Source organism: Streptomyces sp. A0592 (genome assembly GCF_004795115.1).
Lineage (GTDB): Bacteria > Actinomycetota > Actinomycetes > Streptomycetales > Streptomycetaceae > Streptomyces > Streptomyces erythrochromogenes.
On record NZ_SSBM01000036.1, the window covers coordinates 39,736 to 59,477 of the forward strand.

Genomic DNA, 19,742 nt, shown 5'->3' on the forward strand with positions numbered 1-19,742 from the left:
CATAGTCAGATGTGAAGGGGCGCGGGACCGATGGACGAGACTCAGCGGCGGGGCCGCCGCATCATGATGAGCGGGGCGGAAGTGGACGCGTTCCTGCGGGAGCAGCGGACCTGCCGGGTGGCGACGGTCTCGCCCGACGGGCGCCCGCACGTGGGCGCCCTGTGGTTCGCGTGGGACGGCAGCTCGCTGTGGCTGTACTCGATCACCCGCAGCCGGCGCTGGGCGGACCTGCGCAAGGACCCGCGGATCTCGGTGGTCGTGGACGCCGGCGAATCCTACGACGAGCTGCGCGGCGTGGAACTGTCCGGCAGCGCGGTCTTCGTGGGCGAGGCCCCGCGCACGGGCGAGCCCTGCCCCGAACTGGCCGAGGCGGAGCGGATCTTCCCGGTCAAGAACTTCGGGATCGAGGAGATGCCGCACGACGGCCGGCACGCCTGGATCCGCCTCACTCCGGACACGGTCGTCTCCTGGGACTTCCGCAAGATCTGACGACCTGCGGGACCGAGACGGCCCAGTGCTGTGGCCGGAAAGGTCTGCCGGGTCGCGGTGTCCGGTGCGGTGGATCGCAAGGCGGAGGGCCACGGCCCGTACCGGACGTACTCGCGTGGTCCGACAACGCGGCGAGGTCCCGTGCCGGGCGCCGCGACACGGTGAACCTTTCCGGTCACAGCACTAGGTCGTTTCTTTCGGATCTTGTCGGTCGGCCCGCGTCATCCGGTGCCGTGGCCGGCAAGGCGGAGGGGCGCCCGTGTACTGGACGTACTCGGGCGCCTCGACAACGCGGCCGGGTGCGGTGCCGGCAGCGCGGGCCCGGCAAGATCCGGAAGAGACGGCCTAGGCGTGCTGGAGCTCGGTGGACGTCGTCCGGAGGGCGTCGACCGCGGCCCGGATGGAGGGCCGGCGGTCGGCGTCCGCGCGCCATACGGCGTACACGTGGCGGCGTACGGCGTCGCAGACGGGCAGCAGCCGTACCCCCGGCGGCACCGGGCCGCGGCCCAGCTTCGGCGCGACGCACACCCCGAGCCCCGCCTCGACGAAGGCGAGCTGGGTGTGGTGCTCCTCGGCGATGTGCGCGATGCGCGGCTCGATCCCCGTACCGCGCAGGGTGAAGACCAGCCACTCGTGACAGAACTGGCCCTCGTTCCAGGAGATCCATTCGTCGTCCGCGAACTCGGCGAGGGAGATCGCGGCCCGGTCCGCCAGCCGGTGACCGGCCGGGACCGCGATGTCGACGGAGTCGTCCAGCAGGTGGGTCCGGGTGAGTTCCGCGGGCACCGGCATCCGCTTGTTGTGCCAGTCGATCGCGAGGGCCATGTCGAGGTCGCCGCGCACGACGGCCGCCATGCTCTCCTCGGGTTCCTGCTCGCGCACCCGGACCCGCAGATCCGGGTGGCCGATGCGGAGCGCGGTCAGGGCCTGGGGCAGCAGTCCGCGCATGGCGGTGGGGAAGGCGCCGATGCGCAGTTCGCCGACGGCGCACCCGCGCTGGGCCTCGACGTCGGCCTGGGCCTGCTCCACCTGGGAGATGATCCGGGCCGCGTGGTCGGCCAGCAGCCGTCCGGCGTCGGTGAGGCGGACCCCGCGGCCGTTCTTCGCCAGCAGCGGCTGGCCGACCTCGCGCTCCAGCTTGGCCATTTGCTGGGACACGGCTGAGGTGGTCACGTGGAGCCCGTCGGCCGCGCCGCTGACCGAGCCGTGACGGGCGAGGGCGTCGAGGGTGCGCAGGCGCTCCAGGTTCAACATGTAAGCGATGCTACGCCGTCACCATGAGGAACTCTCGCTTGTCCTACGAAGTTGATACGAGCACAGTAAGGGGCATGAGCGCACCCGCAGCCCCCCGACCGACCCTTGGGCCACCTTCCCCGACCTCCGCCACGGCCGCCCCGGCCGCCGCCACTGCGGCCCGTCGGCGCGGCCTGCTCGACTGGCGCGTGCGGTTCGCGATCCTCTCGGTGGTCTGGGGCTTCAGCTTCCTGCTGATCAAGGTCGGTACCGAGGCGTACGCCCCGTTCCAGGTGGCCCTGGGCCGGGTCCTGTTCGGGGCGCTCGCCCTCATGGCCGTGCTGCTGGTCCGCCGCGAGCCGCTCCCCCGGGGCCTGCGCACCTGGGGCCACCTCACCGTGGCGGCGCTCCTACTCAACACCGCGCCGTTCTCGCTCTTCGCGTACGCGGAGTTGAGCATCCCCTCCAGCCTGGCCGGCATCTGCAACGCCACGTCCCCGCTGTGGGGCATGGCGCTGTCGCTGGTCGCCCTCTCCGAGGACCGCCCGACGCGCCGCCGGTTCGCCGGCCTGGGCCTGGGCTTCCTCGGCGTGCTCACCGTGCTCGGCGCCTGGCACGGCTTCTCCGGCGTCGATGCCAAGGGCACCGCCTTCGCCCTGCTGGCCTCGCTCTGCTACCCCATCGGCTGGATCTACGTCCGCCGCACGCTGGCCGGCACCCCCGGCTCCCCGGTGGCCCTGACCGGCGGGCAGCTCATGGTCTCCACCCTCCAGCTCGCGCTCGTCAGCGCCCTGTTCACCTCGGCCCCGACCTCGTTCCCGCTCTGGCCGACCCTGTCGGTGATCGCGCTGGGCGCCCTCGGCACCGGCATGGCCCTGCAGATGCAGTACGGCCTGGTGACGGAGGTCGGCCCGACGACCGCCCAGATGGTCACGTACTTCATCCCTGTCATCGCCACGACGGCCGGCGTGCTGGTCCTCGGCGAGCAGCTGCACTGGAACACCCCGGTCGGGGCCGCGATCGTCCTGGCGGGTGCCGCCCTCACCCAGACCCGAGCCGCCCCCCGCAAGCCGGCCTGACCGGCGCCTGTTGGCCTCCGGGCCATCTGTACACCTCCCGGAGGCACCACTTGAGCCTGGCCGTCGCCCTGCTGTCCGTCGGACCCGTCGCTGTCGTCGCGGGCAGCTGGGTGTCCTTCAACGTGCGCGGCGCCGCCGGCGCGCCGGCGGCCCGGTCGGCCGCCGACACCGAGCTCGCGATGCACGCGAGGGGCGACCTCGGCCCGGCGCCCCGGGTCGCGTCCACGACGTTCTACCGCTTCGTGGCCTCGGTGATCTCCCTGTGCGGACTCGTCTTCACCCTGGGCGGCCTGCTCGAGTCCCTCCGACCGGCGGTCAGTCGTTGCGCCCGCCCGGCACGCCGGGCCGGACCGCCGCGGCCACGGCGTCGGCCAGCGCAGGCACCTCCGCCATCGCCAGCTGGGACACCGTCAGCCGCACCCCCGGTCCCGCCTCGACGCGGAAGATGGCTCCGGGAGCCACCCCCCACCCCGCGGCGAGCAGCCGCGTGACCACCACCGTCTCGTCGGCCACGGGAACCCATACGTTCAGCCCGGTCCGCCCGTGCGCCCGTACTCCCCGCTCCCGCAGGGCCTCGACCAGGGCGTCCCGCCGCTCCCCGTAGGCCCGGGCGACCGCCGTCCGGTCGACGGCCTGCGAGGTCCACAGCTCCACCACCGTGTGCTGGAGCAGCCGGCTCACCCACCCCGGGCCCAGCCGCTGGCGCCCCCGCACCCGGTCCAGGGTCACCTCGTCACCCGTCAGCACGGCGAGCCGCAGGTCGGGCCCGTACGCCTTGGCCGTGGACCGGATCATCACCCAGTGCCGGGTCACCCCACCCAGCGGATGGACCGGCAGGTCGACGATCCCGTGCCCGTGGTCGTCCTCGATCAGCAGCACGCCCGGATGGCGCGCAAGCAGCTCCCGCAGCTCCCCCGCCCGCTGCCCGCCCACCGCCGCGCCGGTCGGGTTCTGCGCCCGGGAGGTCACCACCAGCGCCCGCGCCCCGGCCGCGAGGGCCCGCGCCAGCGCGTCGGCCTGCGGCCCGTCGTCGTCCACCGCCACCGGCAGGACCCGCAGCCCGAGGGCGGGAACCAGGTCGAGCGAGCCGCCCCACCCCGGGTCCTCCACCGCCACCGCGTCGCCGGGCCGCAGGTGGGCGGACAGGACCCGTTCGATGGCGTCCAGCGCACCCGAGGTCACCGCGACCGGCCCGGGCGGCACCCCGTCCGCGTCGAAGTCGGTTCGGGCGATCCGCGCCAGGTCGGGCGCGACCGGCTCCGCGCCGTAGAGGGTCGGCGTCCGCCCGTGGCGGCGGGCGGCGGCGGCCAGCGCCCCGTCCAGCGCGGGGAGCAGCGACACGTCCGGATTGCCCTCCGCGATGTCCCGCACGCCCGGCGGCACGACCATCCGCAGCGCGTCCCGCGGGGTGCTCGACGGGCGGGCGCGCACGCGGCTGCCGCGCCGGCCGTCCGTTTCGATGACCCCGCGCTCGCGCAGGGTCCTGTAGGCGGCTGCCACGGTGTTGGGATTGACGCCCAGCACCCCCGCCAGCTCCCGCATCGGCGGCAGCAGCGATCCGGGCGGCAGCGCGCCCGATGCCACGCCCGCCTCGACACTGGCCGCGATTTCAGATGTGCGACGCCCTGCGATCCGATACTCTCCTAGCACAAACAACATTATGCACTAGTGCAATGGAGTTCGCACCATGACCGCCACGCCTGCCACGGAGACGACGGCCAGCACCGGGACGACCGGTGCGTACGGGCCCACCGGCCGCACGGTCCCCACCCGCTCGCGAGACCGGGCGCGCTACGACCGCGAGACGGTGCACTCGATACTCGACGAGGCCTACGTCTGCCACCTCGGCTACGTCCGCGACGGCGCGCCGGTGGTCCTGCCGACGCTGTTCGCCCGGGTCGGGGAGGCGCTCTACATGCACGGCTCCACCGGATCCCGCCCGCTGCTCGCGGCCGGCCGCACCGACCCGGGCCTGCCCGTGTGCGTCACCGTCACCCACGTCGACGGCCTGGTGCTGGCCCGCTCGGCCTTCCACCACTCGCTCAACTACCGCTCCGTGGTCGTCCACGGCACCGCCTACCAGGTGACCGACGAGGAGGAGTGCCGGACGGCCCTGGACGCCATGATCGACGCCGTCGCCCCGGGCCGTTCCGACGACGTGCGGCCGGCCAACGCCAAGGAGCTCGCCGCCACCGCGGTGATCCGGGTGGACCTGGACGAGGTGTCCGCGAAGCTCCGTACGGGGCCGTCGAACGACGACGCCGAGGACCTGGGCCTGCCGCACTGGGCGGGCGTGGTCCCGGTCGGCAGGACGTACGGGACCCCCGTGCCCGCCGCCGACCTGGACCCCGGCATCGCCCTCCCGGCCTACCTCGCCGCGCTCTGAGGAGCCGGCCGTACGCCGCCGGATCCGGCGGGCTCGGCGGGCTCCGCGGGCCCGGCGGGTCCGCCCGCCGGACCGCGGGACTCCGCGACGATCAGCGCACCGACCGCCGTCAGGAGCAGTACGGTGCCCAGCACGACGGCGCCGGTCAGCCGCTCCCCGAGGACGAGGACGGCGATCGCCGCCGCGCTCACCGGCTCGATCAGCATGATCACCGAGACGGTCGCGGCGCGCACGGCAGCGGCGCCCGTGAAGTAGAGCGCGTACGCCAGCGCCGTCGGCACGGTGGCGACGTACAGCAGCAGCCACAGCACCCGCCCCAGGTCCGCGGTGTGCGGCAGCAGCCCCTCCGCCGCGGCGAGCGGCAGCAGGCACACCGCGCCCACCGCGACGGACCAGGTGGTGGTCACCAGCGGGTCCCCGGCCGCCCCGCGCTGTCCGAGCCGGCGGGCCCGCAGGGTCATCGCGGCGTACCCGGCCGCCGACAGCAGCGCCCAGCCGACGCCGAGCGGGCGCACCTCGGCGCCGCCGCTGCCCAGGACCAGGACGGCGAGTCCGGCGAGCGCCCCCACGACGGCGACCGCGCCGCCGCGGCCGAGGCGTTCGCCCATCCAGGACCGGGCGCCGAGCGCGATGAGCACGGGCCCGGCACCGAGGGTGACCACGGTGCCGACGGCCAGCCCGGTCTCGCGGACGGCGGCGAAGTAGGCGGCCTGGAAGAGGGTGAACAGCAGCCCGGTGACGATCAGCGAGCCCGCCGAGGGCGAACCCGCCCGGGACGCACGCGCAGCGGGCCGGGCCCGCCCCCGCCCGGCGTGGGCCCGCCGTACGGCGAGCACCCCGAGCAGCACGACGAGCCCGCCCGCGCACCGCCAGAACGACAGGGCGAGCGGGCCGAGGTCACTGGCCAGGAAGAGGAGGGAGGCGGCCGCCCCGGCGGTGCCCCAGGCGGCTCCGGCGACGACGAGGTACAGCAGGCTGCGCCCGACGGCGGGCGAGTGGTTCGACACGTGTGTTCTCCGTGCGTGCGTGAAGGATGAGTGGATCGGGTCATCGCTTCGCGGGCAGCACCGACCCGCCCGGGTACTCCCCGGGCCGGATCGTCATCGTGGGGGCGCCGCCCGCTAGGACGCGGGAGGCGGAAGCACGGTCGAAGGCATGCTCGCCACCCTACAGGGGGGCTTGCGCGGGTTCGCGGTCCACCGGGACCGGTTCGGCCGCGGGCTGCGGGGCCGGCCGCGAAGACTGTGCGATGAAGGCACCGCCCAGCACCAGGCCCCCGCCGACGATCTGCCAGGTCGAGAGGTACTCGCCGAGCAGGATCCAGGCCAGCACGGTGGCCACGACGGCCTCCAGGAAGGCCACCACGCCCGCGACCTGGGGCGAGAGCCTGCGCACCGAGACCACGCCGGTCACGTAGGCGAAGACGGTCGCGACGAGCACGACCCAGCCGAGCAGCACCGGCGCGGGCACCATCGTGCCGCCGACGGACGCGTCCCCTCCCAGTACCTTCCAGTCGATCTCCCACGGCCGGGCGATGACCGTCATCACCAGCGCGCCGATGAGCATCCCGTAGGAGATCACCCCGAGCGGGTCGGGGGCGTCCTCGCCGTCCGCGCCCTGGTCGGCGAAGACGAAGTAGCAGGCCTGGCAGCAGGCCGCGGCGAGACCGAAGAGCACACCGAGCAGGTCCAGGCTCAGTCCGGCCCAGATCTCGACCACGCAGGCCAGGCCGACGACGGCCACGGCCGCACCGGCGGCGGCCCCGCGCGTCACCGGCTTGCGCTGCACGAAGCGGATGTAGCCGAGCAGCAGCGCGGGGCCCAGGTACTCCAGCAGCAGGGCCACGCCGACCGGGATCCGGGACAGGGAGGCGAAGTAGAAGGCCTGCACGCCCGCGACGGCGACCAGGCCGAAGCCTGCGAGCAGCGCGGGCCTGCGCAGGAGGAGGTCGCGGTGGCGCCAGGCCAGCGGGGACAGCACGAGTGCCGCGCCGGCCACCCTGAGCCAGACCATGTGGAGGGGGTCCAGACCCGCCTCGATCAGCGGCTTCGCAGCCACTCCGGAACCACCGAACGCGAACGCAGAGACGAGGGCGAGGCCCAGTCCGGCGTTTTTCCCTGACGCTTGCATCCGGCCATCATGACAGGGGCGGTCAGGAGCGTCACTGCGGTGACACCTGTTGAGACAGAGCTGAGATCACGCCCGTCCACCGCCACGGGATCTGACAGGTCGTCAGTATTGAATGTTTCTGCCGCCGGGGCTACCTTCCGCGCACGTACCCGACGAGAAGGGGTGGTCGCATGGCTGAAGTCACCGCGGAATCACGCATCGAGGCGTCCGCCGCGCAGCTCTGGTCCCAGCTGACGGACTGGGACGCGTACGGGCAGTGGAGCATGACCCACACGAACTTCCCGCAGGGCGGTCCGCAGACCCTGGCGGTCGGATCGACCTTCGCCGAGAACATGAAGATGATGGGCTTCCCGGCCGAGGTCGTCTGGACCGTCTCGGAGCTGGAGGACGAACGCCTCTTCGCCATCACCGGCAAGGGCCCGATGGGTGTCGCCGTCCTCACCCGCTACACCCTGACGCCGGACGGCGGGGCCACCACCGTCCGCATCGACGGCGAGTTCACCGGGGCCGCCGTGTCCCTGATGGCGGGCAAGCTGAAGGACTCGGCCACCGCCGCCCTGAACGAGTCGCTGCGCAAGCTCGCCGGCCTGGTCGCCTGACCCGGTCCGCAGCCACCGGCGCACACAAGGGCCCGCGTGCCCCGCGACATCTCGCCGCGGGGCACGCCGCCGTACGTACGGGCCGTCCGCGCTCAGTGCTCGTCGGCCAGGATCAGGTAGAGCTTCTTGCGGGCGTCGCCCAGGACCGCGAGCGCCTTCTCCCGCTGCTCGGGCGAGCCGGTTCGGAAGACCTGCCCGAAGGCCTCCATCAGGCCGGCATTGGCCTGCCGGGCCTCGTGCATCGCCTCGAAGTCGAAGCCCCGCCCGGCGTCCTCCCAGGGGGCGTCCGGCCCCGATTCGGCCTCGGCGCGGCCGGCCTCGGTGAGCGTGAACAGCTTCTTGCCGCCCTCGCTCTCGCTGCTGATGAGCCCCTCGTCCTCCAGCAGGCTCAGGGTCGGGTAGACCGAGCCCGGGCTGGGCTTCCAGGCCCCGCCGCTGCGCTCGCCGATCTCCTGGATCATCTCGTAGCCGTGCATCGGCCGGTCGGCGAGCAGCGCCAGGATCGAGGCGCGCACGTCACCGCGCCGGGCCCGGCCCCGCGGTCCCCCGCGGCCGCCGCGGCCGCCGAAGGGCCCTGCGCCGAAGGGCGGTCCGAACGGACCGAAGGCCGCGCGGAACCCCTGGAATCCCTCCCGACGGTCCGGCCCGCAGTGGCCGTGGCCCCGTCCGTGCTCATGCCCGTGGCCGTGCTGTCCGTGCTGTCCGTGTGAACGCATGTCTGCGCTCCTTCCGTCACTTCGTGTCCGTTTCATCGGTTCTCCGATGCATCCACTATCGATGAGCCATCGCGATCCGTCAACGATATATCGGAAACTATTCACCGAACAGCCCGGGAGGAGGCCAGTCACCCCGGATTGGCCTTTGTCGACGTTCCAGGAACCGTCCTACCGTCGCTTCATGCGCATCCGAATCGTCGACGCCTTCACCGACCGCCCCTTCCGCGGAAACCCCGCCGGAGTGCTGCTCCTCGAGGGCGGCTTCCCCCCTGACGCCTGGCTGCAGCAGGTGGCGTCCGAGGTGAACCTCTCCGAGACCGCCTTCGCGCACCCCCTGCCGCCCGGCGGGGACGCCGACTGGGCGCTGCGCTGGTTCACCCCGGCCGCCGAGGTCGACATGTGCGGCCACGCCACCCTCGCCACGGCGCACGTACTGGCCACCGCCGGCCTCGCCGAGGGGCTGATCCGCTTCTCCGCCCGCTGCGGCCTCCTCACGGCCGAGACCGCCGCGGACGGCACGATCACGATGGACTTCCCGACGTCCACGCTGACCGCGGTCCCGGCGCCGCCCGCCGTGGACCACGCGCTCGGCGGGGCGCCGATCCTCTCCGTCCACGACACCGCCGCGCACATCGGCGACCTCGTCATCGAACTCGCCGACGAGAAGACCGTCCGCGAGCTGGAGCCGGACCACGCCGCCCTGCGCGCCTTCGCCAAGCGGGGGGTGATCGTCACCGCGCCCGCCGAGGACCCCTCCCGCGGGTACGACTTCGTCTCCCGGGGCTTCTTCCCGGCCTTCGGGATCGACGAGGACCCGGTCACCGGCAGCGCCCACACCGCACTCGCCCCGTTCTGGGCGCAGCGCCTGGGCCGCACCGAGCTGACCGGCCTCCAGGGCGGCGCCCGGCAGGGGCTCGTACGGGTGACCCTGGCGGGCGACCGCACCCTGCTGACCGGGCACGCCGTCACCGTCGTCGACGGGGAGCTCCTCACCGCCCCGTGACCGGACGTCAGGGGTGAGCAGGCGGTGCCGGGACGGGGCGCGGGCGGCGGAGCCGGATCAACCCGCCGGCCCGTCCCGCTCCCCGCGGGCCGCCTTGGCCCCCTCCTTCGCCGCCGCCCTCGCGCGCGCCGCAGCACGCCGCTTGCGCTCGCTCTCCTCCCAGGCGTCCGAGTCGATGCGCTTGCGGTAGACCTGTCCCGGTTCGGCCGCGCCCAGACGCACGGTCCACAGCCACAGGACGGCCGAGATCACGAAGAAGGTGACCGCCGCCCCCAGGTAGGAGCCGATCTCCTCGGACTCCGGGACGCCCTCGTCGTGCATGAAGCCCGGTACCCCCGAGACGAGGGCGTTCACCCACCACGCGAGCGCCAGGTTGAACAGGGCGAGGGAGATCCAGTAGGCGACCCGCACGCTCCTCGCCGGGCCCGCCACCTCGCCCAGCAGCAGCAGGCGCCGCAGCGAGACGGGACCCGTCCGCTGGTGGCCCCCCGCGTCGTCCTGGGCCCGGCGCACCGACGCGTAGCAGTCGTCCAACCAGCGCCCCGGCGCCGGATCGGGGTCCGGGCCGTCGGCCGGAACCAGTTCCTTGGCCTGGATCCAGCCGGTGATGAACTGGACCTCCAGCTGGGCCTTCTCCAGCCGTTTGCGGTACTTGTGGTCGGCGCTGCGCGCCTCTCGGCGGTCCCGGAGGAGGAGGCTGGCCCCGCCCACCAGGCCGCTGATCACGGGCACGAAGAACGGGGCGAACGACACCAGGGAGTCCATGACAGCCACCGCGCGCGCCTCCTCACTCCCCCAGCGTCGCACCGCAGCGGCCCACGGCCCCGCCCTGCGGGGCCGATCGGGTGCGCCGCCGCGTCACGGCGTCGGCAGCCAGCCCACCTTGCCCGCGAGCAGGGCGTACCCGCCGAAGGCCACGATGTCGAGCAGCGCGTGGGCCACCACGAGCGGTCCGACCCGTCCCCAGCGGCGGTAGGCGAGCACGAAGACGACGCCCATCACCATGTTGCCGATGAAGCCGCCGATGCCCTGGTAGAGGTGGTAGGAGCCGCGCAGCACCGCACTGGCCGCCAGCGCCGCCATCGGCGACCAGCCGAGCTGGTCGAGCCTGCGCAGGAGGTAGGCCAGGACGATGACCTCCTCCACCACGGAGTTCTGGATCGCGGAGAGGATCAGCACGGGGAACTTCCACCACACGTCGGGCAGGGCCTCCGGCACCACCGTGAGGTTGAAGCCGGCGGCCCGTGACCCCAGGTAGAAGGCCAGCCCGGCGCTCCCGATCCCGGCCGCGACGAGGACGCCCCGGCCCAGGTCCTGCAGCGGCCGGGTGAGGTCGAAGCCCAGCACCCGCAGCCCGGGCGCGCCCTCGCGGGTCAGGAAGTGCGCCACCAGCAGTACGGGGACGAGCGCGCTCGCGATGCCGAACAGCTGCCAGGCCAGGTCCAGCCAGGGCCGGCCGGGGGCGTAGGAGCCGTTGAGCGTGGCGGCCTGGTCCTTCAGACCTCCCGGTTTGGTCAGCGAGCCGATGAAGCTGATCAGTGCCGAGACCCCGCTCGCGCCCAGCGACAAGGCCAGGACGAGCAGGGTCTCGGTGCGCAGGAGGTCCCGCCGCCCGTCCTCGCCCAGCTCCACGAACACCGGCTCCGGCTCAGCCCGCACGCCCGACTCCCGTCCTGCCATCCCGTTGCGACCACCCCATACTGCCTCGTCGGCCGGGCGGGGGATCACCGAGGGAGGGTCGCAGGAAGGGGCCGGGCGCGGCGGGGCAGCTCAGCGCACGACCGGAATCGCCGCGGCCACCTCCTCCGTCAGCCCCACGGGCCAGGTGTGCACGGGGTCTCCCTTGTGCATGAGCTCGCTGTAGCGGCGGGTGGTCGCGGCCAGCGCCTCGTCCCGCTCCAGCCCCGCTGCGAGGGCCCGGTGGTAGGTGTCCACCTGCCATGTCGCACCGTTGACCCGCCGCCGGCAGCGCTCCTCGATGATGCCGAGGTAGTGGTCCCGGTCCGCGGGCTCGATGCCCCAGGCGTCCAGGCCCGCCGCCGCCATCGGCAGCAGCTCGTCCAGGACCAGCCGTACGGCGGGCACGCTGACCAGGCCGCCGGCCCGGCCCCGGCGCGGCCACCGCAGCCGGGCGTCGATCCCGTACCGGCAGGCCGCGTCGAAGTTCGCCTCCGCCTCGGCGAAGGGCAGCCGGGTCCACACCGGGCGCGGGTCGTCCGCGAGGGTGCGTACGAGTCCGTAATAGAAGGCGGCGTTGGCGACGACGTCGGTGACCGTCGGCCCGGCCGGCAGCACCCGGTTCTCCACCCTCAGGTGCGGCACCCCGTCCGCCACCCCGTACACGGGCCGGTTCCAGCGGTAGACGGTGCCGTTGTGCAGGACCAGCTCCTGCAGGCTCGGCACCCCGCCCTCGGCCAGCACCCGCAGGGGCTCCTCCTCGTCGCATATCGGCAGCAGGGAGGGGAAGTAGCGGACGTTCTCGGCAAAGAGCTCGTACGCCGAGTCCACCCACCGCTCGCCGAACCAGGTGCGCGGCCGCACGCCCTGCGCCTGGAGCTCGGGCGGGCGGGTGTCGGTGGCCTGCGTGAACAGCGGCGGCCGCGACTCCCGCCACAGCTCCCGCCCGAACAGGAAGGGCGAGTTGGCGCCGACGGCTATCTGCGCCGCGGTCGCCGCCTGCGCCGCGTTCCACACGGCCGAGAACCGGGCCGGCGTCACCTGGAGGTGCAGCTGTACAGAGGTGCAGGCGGCCTCGGGCACGATGGACCCGGAGGTCCAGATCAGCCGCTCGACGCCGTCGATGTCGAGGGTGAAGTCCTCCCCGCGCATCATCAGGATCTGCTCGTTCAGCAGGGAGTAGCGGTCCACCGCCGAGAGGTTCGCGGTGACCAGGTCCGTGCGGGAGATCGTCGGCAGGATGCCGATCATCACCACTCCGGCGTCGATCTCCGCGGCCTGCCGGTGGGCGTATCCCAGCCCTGCGCTGAGTTCCTCGGCGAGCTGGTCGAATACCCGGCCGCCGAGCCGGTGCGGCAGAACGTTCACCTCCAGATTGAACATTCCCAGTTCGGTCTGGAAATCGGGGCTGGCAATCCGCTCCAGCACCTGGGCATTCACCATTCGCGGCAAACCGTCGGTTCCCGCGAGATTCAACTCGATCTCCAGCCCCATCATGTTCTTTGGGCGGTCGAACCTCTTCTCCGCCAGAAGTCGCTCCAGTCCCTCCAGACACTCGTGGAGTTTCCTTCGATACCGCTGCCGATCGGACAGGTCGAATCCGCCCGCCACGACCTTCTCCCCCATCGAAGCGTCCCTCCTCGAGTGGGCCTGGCCCGGGGCACCCAGGCGCGCGTTACGGTCGATGATGCCCCGGCATCGTGATCCATAACGCGGAGGAGGCGTGCGTGGCGCGGAGCGCGCGCCGGGTTGGCCGAAGGGCGCTTCGGCACATTCACCTGGCAAGTCGCCTCATGCAAATTCATCTTGACATTTGCCCGCCCCTGAAAACAGGTGCTTTCCAGCCGAGCCCCCTTCCGGTAACCTCCGAGGTCAGCGCGGCACGTTCGCGCACATCCGGCATGAATGCCATGTCAGCGGGACCGGTAAGCGCCTTGTCGGCAATAGGCGGGACAGCTAGCCGAAACACTGCGTGAACACATGTCGTATAAACTCCGCAAACGAGGCAGAGAGTTGGCGCGCGGCCATTGCCCCTCGGCCCCCCTCTGGCCCCAGAATGCGACAGCGCCGTCCCGCACCTGCCCCCCGTCCCACAGGTCTCCCAAGTGAGAGGCGACCCACCATGCCGCTGCATGTCCCCCCGGCTCCCGCACCCGCCCTGCGCAGCGTCCTCGCGGCACTCGGTTCCCCCACCGCCGTCCACGAGGCGCACACTCCGGCCCTGCGCGCCATCCAGGGGCCGCTGACCGCCGAACTCCCCCTTCCGGTGCACGTCCTGGACCGGCTGAACCTCTCGGACCTCGCGTCCGCCGGCCGGCCGCCCCGCACCCGGCTCGTCGGCTGGCGGTTCCTGATCCGCAGCGGGGACCGCCACGTCGCGGCGGCCGACACGCGGCTGACGCCCGACGGCTGGGCCTTCTCGCACTTCTTCGAGGGCCCCTACGTCGCCGCCACCGAGCGCGCCCTGCGCCAGGCCGAGCTGCTCGCCACCGGCTACCAGCCCCGGCTGCTCTCCGTACCGGAGCTCTACATGCTGACGCTGTGGCTGCACGGGGCCGTGGGCGCGGACGCCGCCGCCGGACTGCCCGCCGGCGAGGACCTGCTGGTGCCGCTGGCCCCGGCCCCGCCCGGCATCGCCGCGTACCGGCCGCATCCGGTCTCGGAACTCCTGCCCGTGCTGACCCACCGGCTCACGCCCGCGACGGCGCCGGTCCCGCCGTCGCTGGCCGCGCCGGCCGCCTGACCCGATTCGCCCATTCGGCCTAGTCCGCCCGGGCCACTCGCGAACCATCCGAAATGACAGGGGAGTTGGCCTGAACCGCCCGCACGAGTGATGCGTCATCAATCCATGAGGACAGCTGCCGGGAAATCCCTGCGAAGCGGCTGTCGTGGGGGAACACTGATGGCAAGCGCCCCGCTGCTGCGGGGATGACCCAGGGGGACGGCCATGAACCCGGTACCGAGCCGTAGCACACAGACCACACCGCAGCGAAAGAACGCATCCATGTGCCAGCACCAGCCAGCCTGCCCGTCTGCCGAATCCGCCGACCGGGAGGCCGCTCGCCCGGTGGCCAACCACCCGGAACAGGGCTGGAGCCTGCTGTGCAACGGCGTCCTGCTCTTCGAGGACACCGGTGAGCTGCTGCCGGACGGGCAGATCATCGCCCCGCACCGCCCGCTCGCGGCGGCGTAGACGACGTAGGACGACGAAGGGGCCGGCCGGGGAGAGTCTCCCGGGCCGGCCCCTTCGTCATGTCACTCGGCGGGCGTCAGTGACGAGCGCCTCAGTTGTCGTACTCGTCCAGCGGCGGGCAGGAGCACACCAGGTTCCGGTCGCCGAACGCACCGTCGATGCGGCGCACCGGCGGCCAGTACTTCTCGGCGGCCGTGACCCCGCCCGGGAAGACGGCCTCGTCCCGGGTGTACGCGTGGTTCCACTCGCCGCCCAGCGAAGCCGCCGTGTGCGGGGCGTTGGCCAGCGGGTTGTCGTCGGCCGGCCACTCGCCGCCCGCGACCCGCTCGATCTCGCCGCGGATGGCGATCATCGCGTCGCAGAAGCGGTCGATCTCGGCGAGGTCCTCGGACTCCGTCGGCTCGATCATGAGCGTTCCGGCGACCGGGAAGGACATGGTCGGTGCGTGGAAGCCGTAGTCGATCAGGCGCTTGGCGATGTCGTCCACGCTGACGCCCGTGGCCTTCGACAGCGGGCGCAGGTCGATGATGCACTCGTGCGCGACCAGGTTGCCCGGGCCGGTGTAGAGCACCGGGTAGTGCGGCTCCAGGCGCTTGGCGATGTAGTTGGCGCCGAGCACCGCCACCTGGGTGGCGCGCTTGAGGCCCTCGCCGCCCATGAGGCGCACGTACGACCAGGAGATCGGCAGGATGCCGGCCGAGCCCCACGGCGCGGCCGAGATCGGGCCGACGCCCGTCTCCGGGCCGGCCGTCGGCTGCAGCGGGTGGTTCGGCAGGTACGGGGCGAGGTGCGCCCGGACGCCGACCGGGCCGACGCCCGGGCCGCCGCCGCCGTGCGGGATGCAGAAGGTCTTGTGCAGGTTCAGGTGCGAGACGTCGCCGCCGAAGTGACCCGGCTTGGCCAGGCCCACCAGGGCGTTCAGGTTGGCGCCGTCGACGTAGACCTGGCCGCCGGCCTCGTGCACCTGGGCGCAGATGTCGGCGACGTGCTCCTCGAACACACCGTGCGTGGACGGGTACGTGATCATCAGCACGGCGAGCTCGTCGCGGTGCTGCTCGATCTTGGCGCGCAGGTCGTCCGCGTCCACCTCACCGTCGTCGGCGGTCTTGACGACGACGACCTTCATGCCCGCCATGACGGCGCTGGCGGCGTTGGTGCCGTGCGCGGAGGACGGGATGAGGCAGATGGTGCGCTGCTCGTCACCGTTCGCCCGGTGGTAGGCGCGCACGGCCAGCAGACCGGCGAGCTCACCCTGGGAGCCGGCGTTCGGCTGGATGGAGACCTTGTCGTAGCCGGTGACCTCGCAGAGTCGTTCCTCCAGCTCGTTGATGAGCGTGAGGTAGCCCTCGGCCTGCTCCACCGGGGCGAAGGGGTGCAGCTGGCCGAACTCGGGCCAGGTCACCGGCTCCATCTCGGTCGTCGCGTTGAGCTTCATGGTGCAGGAGCCCAGCGGGATCATGCCGCGGTCCAGCGCGTAGTCCTTGTCCGAGAGCTTGCGCAGGTAGCGCAGCATCGCGGTCTCGGAGCGGTGCTGGTGGAAGACCGGGTGGGTCAGGACCGCGTCCGAGCGCAGCAGGCCCTCGGGGAGGGTGTCCGCCACGGTCTCGTCGAGCGCCTCGATGTCGGCGGTGACGCCGAAGGCCGCCCAGACGGCCTCGATGTCGGCGCGCAGCGTGGTCTCGTCACAGCTGATGGAGACCAGGTCGGCGTCGACCTGGTGGAGGTTGACCCCGCCCTCGCGCGCGGCGGCGACGACCTCGGCCGCACGGCCCGGGACGCGGACCGTGATCGTGTCGAAGTAGGAGCCGTGCACGGTCTCGACCCCGCCGGCGCGCAGACCGGCCGCGAGCAGCGTCGCGTAGCGGTGGGTACGGCCGGCAATCGTCCGCAGGCCGTCCGGGCCGTGGTAGACGGCGTACATGCCGGCCATGACGGCGAGCAGCACCTGCGCGGTGCAGATGTTGCTGGTGGCCTTCTCCCGGCGGATGTGCTGCTCGCGGGTCTGCAGGGCCAGGCGGTACGCCTTGTTGCCGTCCGCGTCCACCGAGACGCCGACGAGGCGGCCCGGCAGCGAGCGGGCGTGCTTGTCCTGGACGGCCATGTAGCCGGCGTGCGGACCGCCGAAGCCCATCGGGACGCCGAAGCGCTGGGTGGTTCCCACGGCGATGTCCGCGCCGAGCGCGCCCGGGGACGTCAGGAGGGTCAGGGCGAGCAGGTCGGCCGAGACGGTGACGATGGCGCCGAGCTCGTGCGCCTGGTCGATGACCGGCTTGATGTCCCGGACGGCGCCCGAGGCACCCGGGTACTGGAGCAGGACGCCGTAGACGCCGCGCTCGGCGATCTCGGCGGGGATGCCGTCGGAGAGGTCGGCGACGACGACCTCGATGCCGATCGGCTCGGCGCGGGTCTCGATGACGGCGACGGTCTGCGGCAGGGCGTCGGCGTCGATGAGGAAGACGTTGCCCTTGACCTTGCCCACGCGGCGGGCCAGCGTCATGGCCTCGGCTGCCGCGGTGCCCTCGTCGAGCAGGGAGGCGCCCGAGGTCGGCAGGCCGGTGAGGTCGGCGACGACGGTCTGGAAGTTCAGGAGGGCCTCGAGGCGGCCCTGCGAGATCTCCGGCTGGTAGGGCGTGTACGCCGTGTACCAGGCCGGGTTCTCCATGACGTTGCGGAGGATCACCGGCGGGGTGAAGGTCCCGTAGTAGCCGAGGCCGATCATGGGGGTGAGGACCTGGTTGCGGTCGGCGAGCGAGCGCAGCTCGGCGAGCACCTCGGCCTCGGTCCGCGCCTCGGGCAGGTCGAGCGCGTCGGCGGTCTTGATCACATCCGGGACCGCGGCGGCGGTCAGTTCGTCCAGGGAGCCGTAGCCCACGTGGGCGAGCATCTTCGCCTGCGCCTCGGCATCCGGGCCGATGTGGCGCTGTTCGAAGGGGATGCCTCGCTCCAGCTGGGAGAGCGGAATGCGGTTGGCGGTCATGTACGGAGGCCTCCTGGTCATATGACCTGCGAGGGGCACCACGGCGCGGGCACCCGGACGGCCTCCCCCTCTGTCATCTGCACCTGAGAGTTTCACCGGAGTCACGGGGGTATCCCGAGAGATCCGGCTTTCACCGTCGGTGAGGAGGGGGACCGGCACTGCGCGCCCGGTACCCGCCCTGCTTTCCAGAGTGGCCTCGTCCATGCGGTACGTATGCCTGAGAGATTCCGGGGAGGATTTGCTCCTTCGGCGCCTCCGTCTTGCTCACTCGGAGGACTCTCCCGCACAGGGTCGACAGCCGTCACCCAGACTACCAGCGGGGTTCAAGGGGCTCCCCGAGTGGCCTCCACTGCGGAAATGCCCTTCTGTAGTCATTACGGAGCAGTTGCGACCAATTGGAGGGACCGTGCAGACCGACATCGATCCGCGCAGCCTGATCGGCCGCAAGGCGTTCGACCGCAACGGTGCCAAGATCGGCACCATCGACGAGGTCTACCTCGACGATGCCACGGGTGTCCCGGAATGGGCCGCCGTCCGCACGGGCCTGTTCAGCCGGGACGCCTTCGTCCCGCTGGAGCCGAGCGAGATGGTCGGCGAGACCCTGCGGGTGCCCTTCGAACGCTCCCTCATCAAGGACGCACCGGACTTCGGCGTCGGCCGCCACCTCTCTCCCGAACAGGAGCTCCAGCTCTACCACCACTACGGCCTGGACACGACCCTTCCGTCCGACTTCCACCGCGACTTCGGCCGCCTGGCGGGCGACGACGGCTGACACCCCGGCGCCGCCGGCGCCCCCGGCACCACTCCTAGTCCGTGTCCCCCACCAGCGGCAGCGGGTCGGACGGCTCCAGCTCGGGGTCGTCCACCCGGAAGGTCCGCACCCGGCCGGGCTCCGATCCGGGCTGCTCGAACCGCACGGTCACCCGGCCGACCCCGCTGCCCTGCACCCACCCCGGCCCGTACACGACGTGCCGTACGTCGCTCCCGGCCGCCCAGCGGCGCTCGGGAGCCTCCTGCGACTCAGCGGGCTGCTCCGCCCCCTCCTGGGCCCCCGCACCCCCGTCGGCGGCCGCCGGCGCGGCTCCCCCGGCCGTGCCGGCCGTACCGCCCTCCTCTGCCGCCGCCTCCGCCTCGGCCTCCGCCTCGGCCTCCGCCTCGGCGGCGAGCGACTGCGCGAAGAGGTCCTCCTGCGTGTAGTCCGCCAGACCGGTCACCCCCACCCCCAGCAGCCGCACCCCGCCCGTGGTGTCCACCGCCTCCAGCAGCCGCGCGGCGGCCTCCCGGACCACCGCCGCGTCGTCCGTGGGCCCGCGCAGCGTCTCGGACCGCGTCAGCGTGGAGAAGTCGTAGCGCCGCACCTTGAGCACGATCGTGCGCCCCGAGTGCCCGGATCCCCGCAGCCGCTGCACACACCGGTCGGCGAGCCGCTGCACCTCGCCGCGGATCCGCACCCGGTCGTGCAGGTCCACGTCGAAGGTGTCCTCGACCGACACCGACTTCGCGTCCCGCTCAGCGACCACCGGCCGGTCGTCCAGCCCCAGCGCCATCCGGTACAGCCCCGTGCCGTGCGCGCGGCCCACCATCCGGACCAGCTCGTCCTCACCGGCCTCGACCAGCTCCCCCACCGTGGTGATCCCGGCACGGCGCAGGTGCTCCCCCGTGGCCGGCCCCACGCCGGGCAGGGTCCGTACGGACATGGGTGCGAGCAGTTCCCGCTCGGTCCCGGGCTCGATCAGCAGCAGCCCGGCGGGCTTGGCCTCCTCGGAGGCCACCTTGGCCAGCATCTTCGACCCGGCGAGCCCCACGGAGCCGCTGAGCCCGGTGGCGGCCCTGATGTCGGCCCGCAGCCGCTCGCCCGTCGCCCGGGCCGAACCCGCGTCGAAGGCGACCCCGCCCGCCTCCAGGTCGACGAAGGCCTCGTCCAGGCTGAGCGGCTCCACCAGCGGGGACAGCTCCCGCAGCATGGCCATCACCACATCGCTGACCCGGCGGTAGAGCGTGAACCGAGGGATCAGGTAGGCGCCGTTCGGGCAGAGCCGCCTGGCCTGCGCCGTGGGCATCGCCGAGTGCACCCCGAACCGCCTGGCCTCGTACGAGGCCGTGGCGACGACCCCGCGCGGCCCGAGCCCGCCGACGATGACGGGCTTGCCGCGCAGGCTCGGCTTCGACGCCTGCTCGACGGAGGCGTAGAAGGCGTCCATGTCCAGGTGCAGGATGGTCGGAGCGGCTCTCACAGCACCGATGCTGCCCTACGCCACTG

General features: G+C 72.7%; 18 protein-coding genes and 1 riboswitch. Of the genes, 8 read left to right on the forward strand and 10 right to left on the reverse strand.

The genetic code is table 11. The features are described from left to right. Window positions 1–30: 30 nt before the first annotated feature. Window positions 31–489 (forward strand): pyridoxamine 5'-phosphate oxidase family protein, encoded by a 459-nt coding sequence (locus E6U81_RS32705; RefSeq protein WP_031149895.1) that lies wholly within the window; start codon window positions 31–33, stop codon window positions 487–489. Between the two features lie 345 nt (window positions 490–834). Here E6U81_RS32705 and E6U81_RS32710 read toward each other — a convergent pair whose 3' ends face one another. Further along, the gene (locus E6U81_RS32710) at window positions 835–1,743 is read right to left on the reverse strand and encodes a LysR family transcriptional regulator (protein WP_136233643.1); all 909 of its coding nucleotides are present in this window, start codon (window positions 1,741–1,743) and stop codon (window positions 835–837) included. A 74-nt stretch (window positions 1,744–1,817) separates the two neighbouring features. Between E6U81_RS32710 and E6U81_RS32715 the strand changes: the two genes are divergently transcribed. Next, window positions 1,818–2,801 (forward strand): DMT family transporter, encoded by a 984-nt coding sequence (locus tag E6U81_RS32715; protein ID WP_206310075.1) that lies wholly within the window; start codon window positions 1,818–1,820, stop codon window positions 2,799–2,801. Window positions 2,802–3,116: 315 nt separating this feature from the next. On the opposite strand, the gene E6U81_RS32720 is transcribed toward E6U81_RS32715, so the two are convergent. Further along, on the reverse strand, window positions 3,117–4,451 hold the full coding sequence (locus E6U81_RS32720; protein WP_136233645.1) for an aminotransferase class I/II-fold pyridoxal phosphate-dependent enzyme: 1,335 nt from the start codon (window positions 4,449–4,451) through the stop codon (window positions 3,117–3,119). A gap of 37 nt (window positions 4,452–4,488) precedes the next feature. Between E6U81_RS32720 and E6U81_RS32725 the strand changes: the two genes are divergently transcribed. Further along, entirely contained in the window at window positions 4,489–5,187 is a 699-nt protein-coding gene (locus E6U81_RS32725; protein WP_136233646.1) for a pyridoxamine 5'-phosphate oxidase family protein, read from the forward strand. Here E6U81_RS32725 and E6U81_RS32730 read toward each other — a convergent pair. Together E6U81_RS32730 and E6U81_RS32735 are read right to left on the reverse strand one after the other, a co-directional pair. Beyond that, window positions 5,169–6,194 carry an EamA family transporter gene (locus E6U81_RS32730; RefSeq protein WP_136233647.1) on the reverse strand — a complete coding sequence of 342 codons (1,026 nt, stop codon included), beginning with the start codon at window positions 6,192–6,194 and terminating at the stop codon, window positions 5,169–5,171. The two genes, E6U81_RS32725 and E6U81_RS32730, sit on opposite strands and share 19 nt — an antisense overlap. Window positions 6,195–6,354: 160 nt before the next feature. Further along, window positions 6,355–7,317, reverse strand: coding sequence for an EamA family transporter (locus E6U81_RS32735; RefSeq protein WP_136233648.1), 963 nt, complete (start codon window positions 7,315–7,317; stop codon window positions 6,355–6,357). 170 nt (window positions 7,318–7,487) lie between these two features. Between E6U81_RS32735 and E6U81_RS32740 the strand changes: the two genes are divergently transcribed. Continuing rightward, window positions 7,488–7,916, forward strand: coding sequence for an SRPBCC family protein (locus tag E6U81_RS32740; RefSeq protein WP_031149881.1), 429 nt, complete (start codon window positions 7,488–7,490; stop codon window positions 7,914–7,916). A 92-nt stretch (window positions 7,917–8,008) separates the two neighbouring features. Here E6U81_RS32740 and E6U81_RS32745 read toward each other — a convergent pair whose 3' ends face one another. Continuing rightward, window positions 8,009–8,632 carry a PadR family transcriptional regulator gene (locus E6U81_RS32745; RefSeq protein ID WP_136233649.1) on the reverse strand — a complete coding sequence of 208 codons (624 nt, stop codon included), beginning with the start codon at window positions 8,630–8,632 and terminating at the stop codon, window positions 8,009–8,011. 181 nt (window positions 8,633–8,813) lie between these two features. Between E6U81_RS32745 and E6U81_RS32750 the strand changes: the two genes are divergently transcribed. After that, window positions 8,814–9,635: a PhzF family phenazine biosynthesis isomerase gene (locus E6U81_RS32750; RefSeq protein ID WP_136233650.1), complete on the forward strand. Its 822-nt coding sequence runs from the start codon at window positions 8,814–8,816 to the stop codon at window positions 9,633–9,635. Window positions 9,636–9,692: 57 nt separating this feature from the next. Here E6U81_RS32750 and E6U81_RS32755 read toward each other — a convergent pair whose 3' ends face one another. The 3 genes from E6U81_RS32755 to E6U81_RS32765 all read right to left on the reverse strand — a co-directional run bounded on the left by E6U81_RS32755 (window position 9,693) and on the right by E6U81_RS32765 (window position 12,938). Next, a complete protein-coding gene (locus E6U81_RS32755) occupies window positions 9,693–10,409 on the reverse strand; it encodes a hypothetical protein (protein ID WP_136233651.1) in 717 nt (238 codons plus the stop codon). A gap of 84 nt (window positions 10,410–10,493) precedes the next feature. Further along, window positions 10,494–11,294: a type II CAAX endopeptidase family protein gene (locus E6U81_RS32760; RefSeq protein ID WP_136233652.1), complete on the reverse strand. Its 801-nt coding sequence runs from the start codon at window positions 11,292–11,294 to the stop codon at window positions 10,494–10,496. Window positions 11,295–11,405: 111 nt separating this feature from the next. Next, a complete protein-coding gene (locus tag E6U81_RS32765) occupies window positions 11,406–12,938 on the reverse strand; it encodes a glutamate-cysteine ligase family protein (RefSeq protein WP_136233653.1) in 1,533 nt (510 codons plus the stop codon). Between the two features lie 496 nt (window positions 12,939–13,434). Here E6U81_RS32765 and E6U81_RS32770 point away from each other — a divergent pair, with 496 nt between their 5' ends. Then, entirely contained in the window at window positions 13,435–14,055 is a 621-nt protein-coding gene (locus E6U81_RS32770; protein ID WP_030842417.1) for a hypothetical protein, read from the forward strand. A 261-nt stretch (window positions 14,056–14,316) separates the two neighbouring features. Continuing rightward, window positions 14,317–14,505, forward strand: coding sequence for a DUF5999 family protein (locus E6U81_RS32775; protein ID WP_030009772.1), 189 nt, complete (start codon window positions 14,317–14,319; stop codon window positions 14,503–14,505). A 91-nt stretch (window positions 14,506–14,596) separates the two neighbouring features. Here the strand turns inward: E6U81_RS32775 and gcvP are convergent, their stop codons facing one another. Next, window positions 14,597–17,482 (reverse strand): aminomethyl-transferring glycine dehydrogenase, encoded by a 2,886-nt coding sequence (gcvP, locus tag E6U81_RS32780; protein ID WP_136233655.1) that lies wholly within the window; start codon window positions 17,480–17,482, stop codon window positions 14,597–14,599. 195 nt (window positions 17,483–17,677) lie between these two features. Beyond that, a riboswitch (glycine riboswitch) is annotated at window positions 17,678–17,776 on the reverse strand. A 100-nt stretch (window positions 17,777–17,876) separates the two neighbouring features. Here gcvP and E6U81_RS32785 point away from each other — a divergent pair. Then, window positions 17,877–18,254, forward strand: a complete 378-nt coding sequence (locus E6U81_RS32785) for a PRC-barrel domain-containing protein (RefSeq protein ID WP_206310077.1) — start codon at window positions 17,877–17,879, stop codon at window positions 18,252–18,254. A gap of 34 nt (window positions 18,255–18,288) precedes the next feature. Here the strand turns inward: E6U81_RS32785 and E6U81_RS32790 are convergent, their stop codons facing one another. After that, window positions 18,289–19,716 (reverse strand): DNA polymerase IV, encoded by a 1,428-nt coding sequence (locus tag E6U81_RS32790; RefSeq protein ID WP_136233657.1) that lies wholly within the window; start codon window positions 19,714–19,716, stop codon window positions 18,289–18,291. Between the last annotated feature and the right edge of the window lie 26 nt (window positions 19,717–19,742).

What these genes read in the sequence shown, in the direction of transcription:
- E6U81_RS32705 (WP_031149895.1), top strand. Translation starts at nt 31, where the DNA reads ATGGACGAGACTCAGCGGCGGGGCCGCCGCATCATGATGAGCGGGGCG.
- E6U81_RS32710 (WP_136233643.1), bottom strand. Translation starts at nt 1,743, where the DNA reads ATGTTGAACCTGGAGCGCCTGCGCACCCTCGACGCCCTCGCCCGTCAC.
- E6U81_RS32715 (WP_206310075.1), top strand. Translation starts at nt 1,818, where the DNA reads ATGAGCGCACCCGCAGCCCCCCGACCGACCCTTGGGCCACCTTCCCCG.
- E6U81_RS32725 (WP_136233646.1), top strand. Translation starts at nt 4,489, where the DNA reads ATGACCGCCACGCCTGCCACGGAGACGACGGCCAGCACCGGGACGACC.
- E6U81_RS32735 (WP_136233648.1), bottom strand. Translation starts at nt 7,317, where the DNA reads ATGCAAGCGTCAGGGAAAAACGCCGGACTGGGCCTCGCCCTCGTCTCT.
- E6U81_RS32740 (WP_031149881.1), top strand. Translation starts at nt 7,488, where the DNA reads ATGGCTGAAGTCACCGCGGAATCACGCATCGAGGCGTCCGCCGCGCAG.
- E6U81_RS32745 (WP_136233649.1), bottom strand. Translation starts at nt 8,632, where the DNA reads ATGCGTTCACACGGACAGCACGGACAGCACGGCCACGGGCATGAGCAC.
- E6U81_RS32750 (WP_136233650.1), top strand. Translation starts at nt 8,814, where the DNA reads ATGCGCATCCGAATCGTCGACGCCTTCACCGACCGCCCCTTCCGCGGA.
- E6U81_RS32765 (WP_136233653.1), bottom strand. Translation starts at nt 12,938, where the DNA reads ATGGGGGAGAAGGTCGTGGCGGGCGGATTCGACCTGTCCGATCGGCAG.
- E6U81_RS32770 (WP_030842417.1), top strand. Translation starts at nt 13,435, where the DNA reads ATGCCGCTGCATGTCCCCCCGGCTCCCGCACCCGCCCTGCGCAGCGTC.
- E6U81_RS32775 (WP_030009772.1), top strand. Translation starts at nt 14,317, where the DNA reads ATGTGCCAGCACCAGCCAGCCTGCCCGTCTGCCGAATCCGCCGACCGG.
- gcvP (WP_136233655.1), bottom strand. Translation starts at nt 17,482, where the DNA reads ATGACCGCCAACCGCATTCCGCTCTCCCAGCTGGAGCGAGGCATCCCC.